This window comes from Achromobacter sp. HZ34 (genome assembly GCF_002209485.1).
In the GTDB taxonomy this organism is placed as follows: domain Bacteria; phylum Pseudomonadota; class Gammaproteobacteria; order Burkholderiales; family Burkholderiaceae_B; genus Bordetella_C.
The window spans coordinates 319,682-333,899 of sequence record NZ_NJIX01000002.1; the positions used below are offsets into that span (position 1 = coordinate 319,682).

General features: G+C 65.1%; 13 protein-coding genes. 2 read left to right on the forward strand and 11 right to left on the reverse strand.

What is annotated here, in order from left to right; translation table 11 throughout:
- Positions 1–156 precede the first annotated feature (156 nt).
- The 5 genes from rplT to CEY05_RS08220 all read right to left on the reverse strand — a co-directional run bounded on the left by rplT (position 157) and on the right by CEY05_RS08220 (position 5,108).
- A complete protein-coding gene (gene rplT / locus CEY05_RS08200) occupies positions 157–516 on the reverse strand; it encodes a 50S ribosomal protein L20 (protein ID WP_057652409.1) in 360 nt (119 codons plus the stop codon).
- Positions 517–533: 17 nt separating this feature from the next.
- Positions 534–731, reverse strand: coding sequence for a 50S ribosomal protein L35 (gene rpmI, locus CEY05_RS08205; RefSeq protein WP_088598004.1), 198 nt, complete (start codon positions 729–731; stop codon positions 534–536).
- Positions 732–1,028: 297 nt separating this feature from the next.
- Positions 1,029–2,771 carry a gamma-glutamyltransferase family protein gene (locus CEY05_RS08210; protein WP_088598005.1) on the reverse strand — a complete coding sequence of 581 codons (1,743 nt, stop codon included), beginning with the start codon at positions 2,769–2,771 and terminating at the stop codon, positions 1,029–1,031.
- A 117-nt stretch (positions 2,772–2,888) separates the two neighbouring features.
- Entirely contained in the window at positions 2,889–4,088 is a 1,200-nt protein-coding gene (locus tag CEY05_RS08215) for an FAD-binding oxidoreductase (RefSeq protein ID WP_088598006.1), read from the reverse strand.
- 39 nt (positions 4,089–4,127) lie between these two features.
- Positions 4,128–5,108, reverse strand: coding sequence for a tripartite tricarboxylate transporter substrate binding protein (locus tag CEY05_RS08220; protein WP_088598007.1), 981 nt, complete (start codon positions 5,106–5,108; stop codon positions 4,128–4,130).
- Positions 5,109–5,310: 202 nt separating this feature from the next.
- Here CEY05_RS08220 and CEY05_RS08225 point away from each other — a divergent pair, with 202 nt between their 5' ends.
- Together CEY05_RS08225 and CEY05_RS08230 are read left to right on the forward strand one after the other, a co-directional pair.
- The gene (locus CEY05_RS08225) at positions 5,311–6,201 is read left to right on the forward strand and encodes a LysR substrate-binding domain-containing protein (protein WP_088598008.1); all 891 of its coding nucleotides are present in this window, start codon (positions 5,311–5,313) and stop codon (positions 6,199–6,201) included.
- Positions 6,202–6,419: 218 nt separating this feature from the next.
- Positions 6,420–7,361: a LysR family transcriptional regulator gene (locus tag CEY05_RS08230; RefSeq protein WP_088598009.1), complete on the forward strand. Its 942-nt coding sequence runs from the start codon at positions 6,420–6,422 to the stop codon at positions 7,359–7,361.
- 20 nt (positions 7,362–7,381) lie between these two features.
- On the opposite strand, the gene CEY05_RS08235 is transcribed toward CEY05_RS08230, so the two are convergent.
- The 6 genes from CEY05_RS08235 to CEY05_RS08260 form a co-directional block, all read right to left on the reverse strand.
- Entirely contained in the window at positions 7,382–8,149 is a 768-nt protein-coding gene (locus tag CEY05_RS08235; protein ID WP_088598010.1) for an ABC transporter ATP-binding protein, read from the reverse strand.
- Positions 8,146–9,012: an ABC transporter ATP-binding protein gene (locus CEY05_RS08240; protein ID WP_088598011.1), complete on the reverse strand. Its 867-nt coding sequence runs from the start codon at positions 9,010–9,012 to the stop codon at positions 8,146–8,148. Before CEY05_RS08240 ends, CEY05_RS08235 begins: the two co-directional genes overlap by 4 nt.
- A complete protein-coding gene (locus CEY05_RS08245) occupies positions 9,005–9,931 on the reverse strand; it encodes an ABC transporter permease (protein ID WP_198952723.1) in 927 nt (308 codons plus the stop codon). The genes CEY05_RS08240 and CEY05_RS08245 overlap by 8 nt, the downstream gene beginning before the upstream one ends.
- A gap of 8 nt (positions 9,932–9,939) precedes the next feature.
- Positions 9,940–11,034 (reverse strand): ABC transporter permease, encoded by a 1,095-nt coding sequence (locus CEY05_RS08250; RefSeq protein ID WP_233161429.1) that lies wholly within the window; start codon positions 11,032–11,034, stop codon positions 9,940–9,942.
- A gap of 8 nt (positions 11,035–11,042) precedes the next feature.
- A complete protein-coding gene (locus CEY05_RS08255; protein ID WP_088598014.1) occupies positions 11,043–12,641 on the reverse strand; it encodes an ABC transporter substrate-binding protein in 1,599 nt (532 codons plus the stop codon).
- A 94-nt stretch (positions 12,642–12,735) separates the two neighbouring features.
- Positions 12,736–14,163, reverse strand: coding sequence for a M20 family metallopeptidase (locus tag CEY05_RS08260; protein ID WP_088598015.1), 1,428 nt, complete (start codon positions 14,161–14,163; stop codon positions 12,736–12,738).
- Between the last annotated feature and the right edge of the window lie 55 nt (positions 14,164–14,218).

Below are 14,218 nucleotides of genomic sequence, written 5' to 3' on the forward strand. Positions count from 1 at the left end.
GGTTCAGCGATCCCGAAATACTGACCAGGGGGCCGCGCGGAGCGCGGTTCGGAACAGGCTGGACCAAACCCGGCCGCAGCCTATCCCCACAAACGCAAACAGGGCCATGACAGCCCTGTTTGCAGCGTTACTACTTGCGGTACTACCTAACAGCGATCAGGCAGCCAGGGCAGCCTTGGCCTGGTTCACCACGGCGGCAAAGCCAGCCGCGTCATGAACAGCCATATCGGCCAGCACCTTACGGTCCAGGTCGATCGACGCCTTCTTCAGGCCGGCGATGAACACGCTGTAGCTGACGCCCAGTTCACGGCAGGCAGCGTTGATACGCGTGATCCACAGAGCACGGAACGTACGCTTTTTGTTGCGACGGTCGCGATAGGCATACTGGCCAGCACGCATGACCGCCTGCTTGGCGATACGGAATACATTACCGCGGCGGCCACGATAGCCCTTGGCGGCGTTGATGACTTTCTTGTGACGAGCGCGGGCTGTTACACCACGTTTGACGCGAGGCATGTCGGATCTCCCTTAAATCAAGCGAAAGGCATCATCGCCTTGACGGAGGCGATGTTGGTTTCATGGACGGCCGCGGAACCGCGCAGTTGGCGCTTTTGTTTCGTGGTCTTCTTGGTCAGGATGTGGCGCTTGAAAGCCTGGCCTCGCTTGATCGATCCGCTACCGCGAACCTGAAAGCGCTTTGCGGCGCTTTTCTTGGTCTTCATCTTGGGCATGATAAGTCCGTTCTTAAGACATCGTTAACGTTATGACCACACGGGTGCTTACGCCCTCTTCAGTACCGCGCAGCGCGCGACCTGGACGGGAGGAAGACTTGGTCTACCCGGGGACACTTGTGGGTTTTTCCAGTGAAAGCCTTGGGTTATCAACCACATAGGGCTTTTTGCCTGTATCCGGAATACCTTGACGGCATCGGCCTGAGGAAGCCCGACTAACGCTGGAAAGCCTTTGATTATATGGCATTTTTTCCGCGCTTGTCGAGTCTGCTCACAACTCGTGTAGCAAAGGGGCAATTACCACCCCATCGCGTACGCCGTCCGCCGTGGATCGGCGCCGGCGGCACGCGGCCCGTACTCCGTGTCCACGCAGATGGCGCACAACGCCCCCGCGCTGGCGATGAAATCCGGCCATTTGGTGACCTGATGCCCCTTGGCCGCCAGTTCCGCCAGCGTCGATTCGGGGATGCGCCCCTCCGCGCACAGGTGGCCGGGTGTGTAGTTGTGCGGATGCTGGCTGGCGGGGAAATTGAAGGTGGCCACGCGCGGTTGCTCGATGGCCGCCTGCACATCCATTTTGTAATCGACCACGTTAAGGATGAGCTGGGCCATCGCCTGCGGCTGCACGTCCAGCCCCGGCGTGCCGAAAGTCATCGCCAGCTTGCCGTCCTTGAGCATCAGGGCGGGACTGGGCGTCAGCCGCGGCCGCTTGCCCGGCTGCAGGGACGAGGGATGCTTGGGATCCAGCCAGCTTTGGAAGCCACGGGGCGACAGCACCACGCCTACGCCGGGCACCACCGGGGTGTAACGGACGCCGTCGCTGGGCGTGGCGGAAAAGCCGTTGCCTTCGCTATCGACCACGCAGCAATAGCTGGTGTCCGATCCCAGCGGGCCCGGCTGCGGCGCGGGGGGACGATAGCCGCCGGGCCCGGCCTGGCCCTGGAAGGCCCATGGATCGCCGGGCGCCGGCATGTCCTTCCAGGCCGACTCCAGCGAGATGCGCTCCACCCATTGCTTCGCATAATCCTTGTTGAGCAGGCCTGCGATGGGGACATCGACGAAATCCGGATCGCCGTAATAGGCGTGGCGGTCCGCGAAACTGGCTTTCAGCGCCTCGATGATCACATGCAGGCTCTTGGCCGAATTATGACCATAGGATGCCAGGTCGTAGTTCTCCAGGATATTCAGCGCCTGGGGCAGCACGGGCCCCTGGCACCACGGTCCGCAGGCAAAGACTTCATAGCCGCGATAGGTCGTCTTCACCGGGGGTTCCACGCGCACGGAGAACTCGGCCAGGTCGTCGTAGTCCAGGAAACCGCCCTGCTCCTGCGAAAAGCGCGCCATCTTTTCCGCCAGGTCGCCCTTGTAGAACACATCGCGCGCGGCCATGATGGCGGCCGCGCGGTCGCACCCACGCGCCGCGGCTTCGCGTTCAGCGTCTATCAATACCCGCAGCGTGCCCGCCAGGGTCGGCTGGCGCACCATGTCGCCGGTCTGGTACGGCGTGCCGTCCGGCCGCACGTATTCCCGCGAAGTCGGCCATTGCGTGAGATTCGCATGGATGCCCGTCAGCATGTGGGTGAACAGGCGGCTGGCCGGAAAGCCTTCGGACGCCAATTGGAGCGCGGGCTCCAGCACCTGGCCCAGGGTCATGGTGCCGTAACGCGCCAGCGCCGTGAGCCAGGCGTCGCAGGCCGACGGCGTGATCGCGTTCTTCACGCCCAGGGGGATTTCGCCCTTGAGTTCGTCGCGGAAGTATTCCAGGCTGGCCTTCTTCGGCCAGCGGCCCAGGCCGGAAATGGTGACCACTTCGCGGGTCTTGGCCAGATAGATGATGATGGGGGCCACGCCGCCCAGGTTGGTCAGGTCCGGCTGCGTGACATTGATGCAGACGCCCGCGGCTACCCCGGCATCGACGGCATTGCCGCCCATTTGCAGCAGGTGCATGCCCGCCTGCGTGGCCAGGTAGTGGCCGGCGGAGACGGCGTAGTGCGCCGACGTGATGACAGGACGAAATGTTGGGGTGACGAAAGTTGCCATGACTGCTCCTGAGACCTGTTAGTACTGGATCCGTATCCGGAGAAAAGAAAGCCAACCCTGTGCTGCATCATTCAGGCATCCGGACATCCGGCCATCCGGCGCCCGGGCGTCCCGCCATCATCCGGGCATGAGCGCGTCCGCCAGCCGCCGGGCCGTATTGACCGAACCAGTGAGGCCCAGGTGCCCATGGCCGACAGCCAGCCACAGGCCGGCATGGCCCGGCGCCGGCCCGATCACGGGCACGGAATCCGGCATGCACGGCCGATGTCCCATCCAATGCTGCGGCGCGATGCCCGCCAGTTGCGGAAACACTTCCACGGCCAGCCGTTCCAGCACGGCCGTCCGGCGCGGCGTTGGTGGTGCATCCAGGCCGGCGATCTCCACCGTCCCGCCTATGCGCAGGCCATCCACCATGGGCGCCATGAATACCTTCTTGTCCGCCAGCACCACCGTGCGCGAGATCAACGAGGATTGCCCGGGGTACTGGACGTGGTAGCCGCGCTGGCTTTCCAGCCGCAGCTTGATGCCCAGCGTGCCCAGCAGGCGCGGCGCCCAGGCACCCGCCGCCACCACGACCTCGTCGCAATGAAGCGGCGCGCCATCGGTCTTCAGCGTCCAACCGCCCCCGCCCGCCGCCGGCGCCACGGTACGTACGTCCGCGCGCAGCAGCTCCCCGCCCCGCGCCACGAAGGCCCGCACCACCGCCTGCACATAGCGCAAGGGATCGAGCACGGTGGCATGGTCGGGAATCAGGACGGCCGACCGGTATCTGGCGGGCAGCCCGGACTCCAGGTTCTCGATGCCGGCGCGGTCCAGGTAATCCAGGCGCTGTCCGTGCGAGCTGCGCAGCGTCCAGGTGGCCTTGTCCTTGGCGCGCGCCTCGTCATCGGGATAAAGGAACAGGTGGCCTTTCTGCTGCAGCAGATGCGGGACACCGACCTCTTGCGCCAGGGCGGCATGCGCGGCGTGACTACCCTGGTACAGGTCGTGCAGCCGATCGGCGTTGGCGTGCACGGTTTGCGGCTTGGCCGAGGCCAGAAACTGCCATAACCATGGCAGCGCGCGCGGCAGGTAGCCGGGCGCCAATGCCAGCGGGCTGTCACGATCGCTCAGCATCGCGGGCAGCGTAGAGACGATGCCGGGCATCGCCAAGGGGGCGATGGAACTTTCGCTGATGGCGCCCAGATTGCCATAGCTGCATGCACGGCCGGGTTCGTCCCGGTCGATCAACACGACGCGCGCGCCGCGCTTGACCAGCGCAAAGGCGATACACGCACCCACGATACCCGCGCCGATCACGGCGACCTGCTTGGTCATGCTAAGACTTCTCCCTCTTTACTTGTCCCGCTGTTTTACCTACTGCTTTTCCATATGCGCGGCAATGCGCAATTTGTCGAACCGTTCGATATCGCTGCGGATCAATTTATCGTAGCCGGCCGGCGTCTCGTGCACGGGCACCGAGCCCACCTCGGCCAGTTTCTTCATCACGTCGGGCGAAGACAGCGCTTCGTTGATCGCCTTGTTCAGCTTGGCGACAATATCGGCCGGCACGCCTGCCGGCGCAATCACGCCCACCCAGTCCGCCACCTCATACCCGGGCAAACCCGACGCGCTGATGGCAGGCACGTCAGGCAGCAGCGCCATGGGCTTGGCGCTGCCCACGCCCAAGGCGCGCAATTGTCCGCCTTTGATCAGCGGAACATATGCCGTGACCGAGTCGATCGACGACACGACTTCGCCGGAGATCAGGTCGCGTAGTGCCTCGCCCGTGCCCTTATACGGGACATAAGTCACGTTGGTACCGGCGAGCGTATTGAACATCAACCCGGCGAAATGCGCGGAAGACCCCGGCCCGCCGGAGGCCATGGTCAGCCCCGGGTGGCTTTTCACGTAGGCGATGAACTCCTTGACGTCATGTACCGGCAAGGACGGATTGACCACCAGCACCTTGGGCGTGCGTGCGACGGGCGCCACGGGCTGGAAGTCCTTCAGGGTGTCATAGGGCAGCTTCTTGTAGGTGGCTGCGTTGATGGCATGCGACGTCGACGCGAACAGCAGCGTGTAGCCATCGGCGGGAGCCTTGGCCACGGCCACGGAGGCCACGGTGCCGCCGGCCCCCGCACGGTTCTCGACCACCACGGACTGGCCCAGCCGCGTCGTCAGTTGTTCGGCGGTGAGCCGCGCCATCATATCGGTGTTGCCGCCGGGGGCGAAACCCACGACCAGCCGGATGGCGTGGGTGGGATAACCCTGAGCCGACGCAGGGGGATGATAGGAGCCTGCGATGCCGAATACCAAACAGGCAAGCACAGCGCGCGCACTTCGATTCGCGTTCATGATTTCCCTTGATCTGTTCTAGCTAACGTCCACGTTGTGTCGTGGCGGCCCCTGTTCGTGGTGGCGCAATCAGGTTAGCCTCCGGCATACCCCGGGTCCAATCGTTTTTAATTGTGGTTCCATAAGCGCATTGGATACTCCAGCGGGCCGGATGCTTCGTGCATAGCGGCTCCCCGCGCCTTGGATCTCCGCAACAAGCCTCATGCTCAATATCCGACAACTCAGGGCTTTCGCGGCCGTCATGCTGGCCGGTTCAGTCACTGGCGCCGCCACGCGGCTGCGCATATCGCAACCCGCGATCAGTGCGCTGATCGCCGGCCTGGAACGTGATCTGGGCTTCAACCTGTTCGTGCGCGACCGCAACCGGCTGCAAGCCACCAGCGAAGCGACGTCCTTCTACCGGTCCGTGGCTTCGGTGCTGGAGAATCTGGACGGACTGGAGCGCCTGGCGACGGACATACGCCATGCAGACGAAGGCACGCTGCGCATCGCCGCCCTGCCCATGCTGGCGCTTGAATTCCTGCCCAGGGTGGCGGCGGGCTTTTTGGCGCGGCACCCCAATGTCAGGATGATCCTGCAGGCGCACAGCTCGCCCACTGTCGCCAGCTTGATGGCCATGCAGCAGTTCGACCTGGGCTTTTCCGAGTCGGCCTACGATGAGGGATGGATCAATGCCCAGCGGCTGCGGGTGCGCTGCGTATGCGTGCTTCCCATCGGTCATCCCTTGGCGGCCCGCACCGTACTGACGCCGGCCGACCTGGATGACCTGCCCATCGTGACGGCGCCGGCGGATCATTTGCGCACCCAGCATCTGGCGGAAGTATTCCAGGCAGCTGGCGCGCATTTGAACGTGCGGGTCGAAACGCCGCTGTTCGCATCCATGTGCGCCTTTGTATCGCAGGGCGCGGGTTATGCATTGGTGGACGCCATCACGGCCGGCGGCGTCCATGGCGGCGGCTTGATTACGCGCCCTTTCGAGCCCGCCTTCTACAACGACTTCGCCGTGCTTTACCCGGCCAGCAAGCCCGTTTCGCGCATCGCCGATGCTTTCATGCAGGAAGTGACGGCGGAACTGGCCGGGTTCGCGCAATAGCGGATTTGAAACCGCGGGACGAACGCCGCTGCTCGCGCCGGCGTCCATGTGCGCCTTTGGCGGCCTGGCTCGGGATAACCCGGGCGTGCAACGTCGACGTTATCGCTCATAATCCAGCGACAAGACACCTGCGACCCCCGGGGGCTTGCGCGCCTCTGGCCGCGCCGTGGATTTCGGCGCCTTCCGTTCGGCTCGACAGGGCAACTCAAGGGCGCGGCATGGAACTGAAATGGCTGGCGGACTTTTTGAGCGTGGCCGAAACGCAGAGCTTCTCGCGTGCGGCCACGTTGCGGCATGTCACCCAATCGGCCCTGAGCCGGCGGATACAACAACTGGAACAATGGCTGGGCGTCAGCCTGTTCGACCGCACCGTTACGCCGGTGCGGCTGAGCCGCGGCGGCGAGGACCTGCTGCCGCGCGCGCGTGAGTTGCTGCAACTCCTGCAAGCAACCCGCGAGGAAGTCGGACGAACGGAAAACACCGAAGAAGACGTGCTGACGTTCTCCATGCTGAGTACGCTGTCGCTGACCTTCTTTCCCCACTGGGTGCAGTCGCTGGGCGACGCTTGCGGCATATTCAACTGGCGGCTCAACGACGCCCATACGCCCATGGCCGAAAACGTCGCTTGCCTGGCTCGCGGAGAAAGCGATTTCCTGCTGACCTACGCCCATCCAAGGGTAGACCTGGGAATGGACAAGGCCAGCTACGCCTTCCATAGCCTGGGATACGAAAAAGTCCTGCCCGTAAGCGTACCGGATCGCGACGGCAAGCCAGTGCACGCCTTGCGCCGGGACGGTTCCCCCATCCGCTACCTCAGCTACGGGCCATCGGCCTTTCTGGGCAGTGCGGTGAACGAGATGCTGGCGCGGCGCCCCTTGCCCTTGAAAACCGTCTACCAGAACGCCGTTGGAGCAGGCCTGAAGGCCATGGCCCTGACCGGTGCCGGTACGGCGTGGATCGCGGAAAGCCTGGTCAGGACCGAACTCGACGCCGGCACCCTGGTCATGGCGGGCGATGCTTCATGGACGCTGGTCGCGGAAATCCGCCTCTACCGGTCCCAGTCCAACAGCAGGCCGATAGTGGAAAGATTCTGGAAAGCCGTCGGCGCCAGCGTGGCGCGGCAGCAATCCGCCCCCGACCTGATCGGCGCGGCGGCGTAGCGACCCGGCACACCCACGCCTCACTGCGCCATCGGCATGCTGGCGTTCAGCAAGGTGCGGGAGTATGGCTCGCGGGCATGTCCATGGCGGACATCGTGTTCGCTCATCGCTTCGATGAAGCGCCCGCCATCCATGACCACCACCCGGTCGCACAAATGGGCGACCACCGCCAGGTTATGGCTGACCATGAGATACGTCAGTCCCCGCTCCACGCGCAGCGCCTTCAGCAGGTTCAGGATCTCCGCCTGCACGGACACGTCAAGCGCCGATGTCGGCTCGTCCAGCAGCAGGATCTCCGGCTCGATGATCAATGCCCGGGCGATGGCGACGCGTTGGCGCTGTCCACCGGAAAGCTCATGGGGATACCGGTAACGAAACGCCGGCCCCAGGCCGACGGCCGCCAGCGCGTCATCCACGCGTCCCTGCCGCCGATCCATGCCGTGGATGGCCAGCGGTTCCAGCAGCGCCTGCTGCACCATCTTGCGCGGATGCAGGCTGGCGTAGGGATCCTGGAACACCATCTGGATGCAGCGATGCACCGCCTTGTCGCGCACCCGGCCGACCTCCTTGTCCTGCAGCAGGATGGAGCCCCTGTAATCCGTGTTCAGGCCCGCGATGGCGCGCAGCAATGTGGATTTACCGCAGCCCGACTCCCCGATCAGGCCGACGGACTCTCCCGCCATGACCTGGAACGAGACATCGTCCACCACGGTGCGCGCGTCGACGCCGTGGCCGAACGCCACCCGCAGGCCTATCGCTTCGACGATACGTTCACCCGCCCGCATCATGCCTGCTCCCCGTGCATGTCTCGGACCGGCAGCAGCCAGTCCGGATCCCGCGCCACGGTAGCGAGCCTATCGACCTTGCGATCCAGGCGCGGCAGGCAGTCCAGCAGCGCGCGCGTATAAGGATGGCGCGCCTGATGCAGGGCCCAGGCCGGCAGGTCCTCCAGGATCTGGCCCGCATACATCACCAGCACGCGATCGCAGAAGTCAGCGACCAGGTTCAGGTCATGGCTGATGAACAGCAGGCCCGCGCCCCGCCGCGTGACCAGGTCGTCCAGGATGCGCAGCACCTGGCGCTGCACGGTTGCGTCCAGCGCGGAGGTCGGCTCGTCGGCGATGATGAGGTCGGGCTCCGGGATCAGCATCATGGCGATCATGACGCGCTGGCCCATGCCGCCGGACACCTCATGCGGGTACTGGTTGAAGACGCGCTCCGGATCGCGGATGTCGACGGCGTCCAGCATCTGCAGCGCCCGGGTGCGCGCCTGCGCGGCACCGGTGCGCTGATGCAGCCGGTACGCCTCGGTGATCTGGTGGCCGATGCGCATGAGCGGATTCAGGGAGAACTTCGGATCCTGGAGAATCATGGAAATGCGGTTGCCGCGGATGGCACGCATACGCCGTTCGGATGCCGTAAGCAGGTCGATGCCGTCGAAGTCCATCCGGCCGGCGCTGATCCGGGCGGCCCGCGGTGCCAGCTTCATGATGGCACGGCCCGTCAGCGATTTACCCGAGCCCGACTCGCCGACGATGCCGACTTTCTGCCGCCCGATGGCAAACGACACGCCTCGCACCGCATGATGGCTGGTGCCCGCGCTGTCGAAGCGCACGTTCAGGTCTTCGATCTCCAGCAGGGTGTCAGCCATTTTTCGGATCCATGATGTCGCGCAGGCCATCGCCGAACAGATTGAAGGCGAGTCCGGCCACCAGGATGGCGCAGCCCGGCGCGGCGGCGACCCACCACGCCGTCATCAGGGATTGCCGCCCCGACGCCAGCATGGCGCCCCATTCCGGGCTGGGCGGCTGCGCGCCCAGACCCAGGAAACCCAGCCCCGCGGCGGTCAGGATGATGGACGCCATGTTCAGCGTCACCCGCACCACCACCGACGTCAGGCACATGGGCACCACGTGGCCCAGGATGATGCGCGCGGCCGAGGCACCCTGCATCCGCACCGCCGCCACATAATCCGACTTGCGCACGGCCAGGCTCTCCGCGCGGGCCAGGCGCGCGATGGGCGGCCAGGACGCCAGCGAAATCGCCACGATGGCGTTCTCGATGCCGGGCCCCAGGGCGGCAACGAAGGCCAGCGCCAGGATCAGGCTGGGAAAAGCCAGGAAGATGTCGACCGTGCGCATGATGACGAGATCCACCCAGCCGCCGAAGTACCCCGCGGCCGTCCCCGCGAGCAGGCCGATGGGCGCGACGATCACGGCGGTCAGGAAGACGATGTACAGCGTGATGCGGGTGCCATGGACCAGGCGGCTGTACACATCCCGGCCCAGGTCGTCGGTGCCCAGCCAGTGCGCGGCGGACGGCGGCTGCAGCCGCGCGGCCAGGTCCTGCGCATAGATGTCGTGCGTTGCCAGCCAGGGCGCCAGCAGCGCCACGAGCAGCAGCGCCACGATGACGCAGAACCCGAACAAGGCGGGCGGATTGCCCGCCAGGCGGCGCCAGTTGCGCCACGCCTGCTGCAGGCGGGCATGCCACGGCGACCGCGGGATCGGCGTGCGTATCCAGTCGGAGAATCGCTCGCGCGCGGGCGCGCTGTCCGTCTTGGTCTGCATGGTGGCCTTCATCGCGTGCGGGGGTCGACGATCCGATACAGCACGTCACAAAGCAGGTTCAGGGTGACGAAGATCAGGCCGATCAGCAAGGTGCAGCCCACGACGGCATTCATATCCCCGGCCAGCAGCGCATTGGTCAGGTAGCGGCCGAAGCCGGGCCACGCGAACACCGTCTCCGTCAGCACCGCGCCTTCCAGCAGGAAGGCGTAGGACAGCGCCACCACGGTGACCACCTGCACGGCGATATTACGGAAGGCGTGGATCCATACGGTACGCGCCCAGGACAGGCCTTTGGCGCGCGCCGTGACCACGTACTCCTGGCCCAGTTGCTCGATCATGAAGCTGCGGGTCATGCGGCTGATATACGCCATGGCGCTGAATCCCAACAGCGAGGCAGGCAGGACGATGTGGCTGAACACATTGGCGAAAACGTCCCAGCTGCCGGACCGGGCGGCGTCCAGCAGGTAGAACCCGCTGCCGTCCACCAGGTCGAATTCGTAGGCCAGGTCGATGCGGCCCGGACCGCCGATCCAGCCCAGCTTGCCGTACAACAGCACCAACCCCATCAATCCCAGCCAGAAATTCGGTGTGGAATGGCCCAGCAGGCCGATGACGCGCACCAGGTGGTCCAGCCAGGTATCGCGGTACATCGCCGAGAAGACCCCCGCAGGGATACCCAGGCCGGTACCGATGACGACCGCCACGCTGGCCAGTTCCAGCGTGGCCGGAAACACGCGGGCGATATCCTGCAGCACCGGTTTGCCGGTGGTCAGCGCCGTACCCAGGTCCAGCGTCAGTATCCCGTGAAGATAGGACCCGAACTGGACGATCAGGGGTTGGTCCAGGCCAAGCTGGTGGTACATCGCGTCATACGCTTCCTTGGTGACGTTGTCCCCCAGCACCGCGACCACTGGATCCAGCGGCAGCAGCCGGCCGATGAAGAACGTCAGCGCGGCCAGCCCCAGCAAGGTAATACAGACCGACAGCGCCGTGCTTGCCACGGCCCGCCCACGCGCAAGAAGGCGCCTCCGCGGCCGGGCCGCTTCACGATCCGGCCGCCGCGGGACGTCCGACTGGTCCACCATCCGAGTTTCCGTCGTCATGCGGCCCCCTACTTTGACGCCTTGTCGTAGTAGACGCGGAAGCCGTTCCAGGTCCAGTCGTGGACCTCCTTGCGCACGCCGGCCACATTATACGTCTGGAACATCACGGCGATCGGCCCCTTCTGCATCCACTCCTCCTGCAGGCGGGCGTACATGGCGTTGCGCTTTTCGGGATCGCCTTCCAGCAAGGCGGCCTGCACCTCCGCGTTCATCCCCTTGTCCTGCCACGACGTGCGCCAGACCGGGTATTGGGTCAGCTTGGCCTCGGCGCGGTTGTCGGGGTTCTGCACCAGGCGCGAGGCATTGCCGTGCGCGTCCGGGATGCTGGTCTGCCAGGGCTGGATGGCGGTCTGGTATTCGCGACCGCGCGTGCGGCTGAACAACTGGGTATTGGCCATGCGTTCCAGGGACAGCGTGACGCCCACTTTGGCCGCGTTCTGCTGGATGCTCTCGCCGAGCGGGGACGAATAGGACAGCGTGCCGAGCAACAAGGACGCCTTGAAGCCGTTCGGGTAGCCCGCCTCGGTGAGCAGCTGCTTCGCCTTCGCCAGGTCCAGATGGAAAGGTTCACCCGCCTTCGCATCCAGCGCGCCGGTGGCGCCCAGTTGCGCGAAGCTGGCGCGCGGCACGCCCGTATAGGCCATGACGGTCTTGGCCAGGCCATCGTAATCGACCAGGTAGCGCATCGCCAGGCGCACCTTCTCGTTGGCGAAGATGGGATCGGCGGTATTGAAGGTCCAGAGCACCAACTGGGGCTTGAGGACCTTGTCGATACTGATGTCCTTGGATTTCTCCATCGCCGCCAGGTCGTCCGAACCAAGATCGCGCGCCACGTCCACATCGCCCTTTTCCAGAAGCAGGCGTTGCGTGCCGGGCTCCGCGACGTGGCGAATCAGGATCCGCTTCAGTTGCGGCTTGGGCCCCCAGTAATCGTCATTGGCCTGCAGCACCACCGATTCGCCCGCATGCCAGGTGACCAGGCGATAGGGACCGACGCAGGCCGTGTTGGTGGCGAGATACTTGTTGCCCATGTCGCCGTTCTGCTCGTGGGCCATGACGGTCTTCATGTCCAGCACCGCCGACACGCGATACGCCGCGATGGCCTGCAGGATCACCGAGGTGGGATACGGCTTGTCCAGTTTCAGCACCAGGGTGTCATCGTCGGTGGCGACGATGCGCTCATCGACATTGCCCTTGGTGAACCCGTATTCCGTCAATGCCGCGGCATTGCCGAAGCCCAGCTTCACCACCCGGCGCATGCTCTGCTCCACATCGTGCGCCGTGGCGATATTGCCGGAGGGAAACTTGGCGCCGTGGCGCAGATGGAAGGTGATCTGCATGCGGTCCGGCGCCACGTCCCAGCTTTGCGCGAACGACGGCAGCACCTTGGACTCGTCCTTGGGATCGAAACGGGCCAGCGTGTCGCAGGTATTGTCCATCAGCTCGCCCGTCACGACCTCGCCGATCTGCGCGGGATCGAAGGTGCTGATGGCGTCGATATTCCACGCCATGACCAGCGCGGTCTTGGGCGTCGCTGCGTGCACGGTCGCGCACAGCAACAGCGCGGGTAGCGACAGCAACGCCGCGGCCTCGAGTTTTCTCGTCATTGAAATCCCCTTGCATGGTCTGTTCCGGATCCGGCGTTCGTTGTCGAAGCCCCTCTCGGCGTCTTGACGGAGCCAACGCGGCTCCCGGTGCTGTCTAGGCGGCCTTCGACGGCCGCGGCTGTATGGGCGGACTGACCGAATCCGGTATCGGACAGATATAGGGCATGCGCTGCGTCCGGTCCTGGTGATCCTTCTTCGCACGGGCCATCAGCGTTTCGTCGGTCAGCACCTCCAGCGCCGTGCCGGCCATGATGCGGGCCGCGTGAACCATGCCCTTGTGCGCCAGGGGCGATTTTCCCTGCGCCACGACCTGCCACGAATGCCCCGGCGTGCCGATGGCCTGCGTGGCCACGCGCGCCTGGATGGTCGGCACCACCCAGCTGACGTCGCCGACGTCGGTCGAGCCTATCATCAGTTCCCCTTTGGCATCGATGGGGACGATGAAGTCGCACAGCGGCGTGGCGCGTGGTTCGACGCCCGTGCGCCGGTACGCGGTGCTGATGTCCTCTTCGCTGAGCGTGGCCTGGATGCGCGCCGCGAACGCCATGTCGTCCGCATCGAAAGGCACCGGCCCAAGCCGCTGCATGACCTGGTACATGGCGGCTTCCAGCGGCTTGTTGGGCAGCATGTTCGACAGTGCGCTCATGACGCTGTACTCGACGTGCGTTTCCGTCATCAGCGCCGCGCCCTCCGCCACTTTCTTGACACGTTCGATCAGCGCCATCATCCCCTGCAGGTCACGCGAGCGGATGGCATACCGCACCTTGGCATTGGCCTGCACCACATTGGGAGCGATGCCGCCGCTATCGAGCATTGCGTAATGGATGCGGGCATCGGAGGGCATGTGTTCGCGCATGTAGTTGACGCCCACGTTCATCAGCTCCACCGCATCCAGGGCGCTGCGGCCCAGATGCGGCGCGGCCGCGGCGTGCGATGCCCGGCCGGTGAAGTGGAAGTCCATGCGCGTGTTCGCCAGCGACTGGGCTTCGTCCACCCGGGTCATCGCGGCCGGGTGCCAGCTGATGGCGATGTCCACGTCCTTGAAACAGCCCGCGCGCACCATGAATGCCTTCGCGGCGCCGCCCTCCTCCGCCGGACAGCCGTAGTAGCGCACGCGGCCGGGTTTGCCGGATTTTTCCAGCCATGCCTTGACGGCGGCGGCGGCCATCAAGGAAGCGGAGCCCAGCAGGTTGTGCCCGCAACCATGGCCATGCCCGTTCGCGTGCACTTCCTTATGCTCGGTGGCGCCCGCCACCTGGCTCAGGCCCGGCAGCGCATCGTATTCGCCAAGGATGGCGATGACCGGACCACCCTCGCCCGCCTCGCCCATCACGGCGGTAGGGATGCCGCCGAGGTCCTCGGTGACCCGGAAGCCATAACGGCGTAGCGTGTCCACGTGGGCGGCGACACTGCGGAATTCCGTGTAGGCGATTTCCGGCGTCTCCCAGACACTGTCGCTCAGGTCAGTGAAAGCGCCTGTGTTCTCATCGAAGAAAGGCAGGAGTTGATCCAGGGATGTCATGGCGATGTACCTCGGAGGGCGGGGGGAAAGGAGCGGATTGAGTATGAAAGCCTGC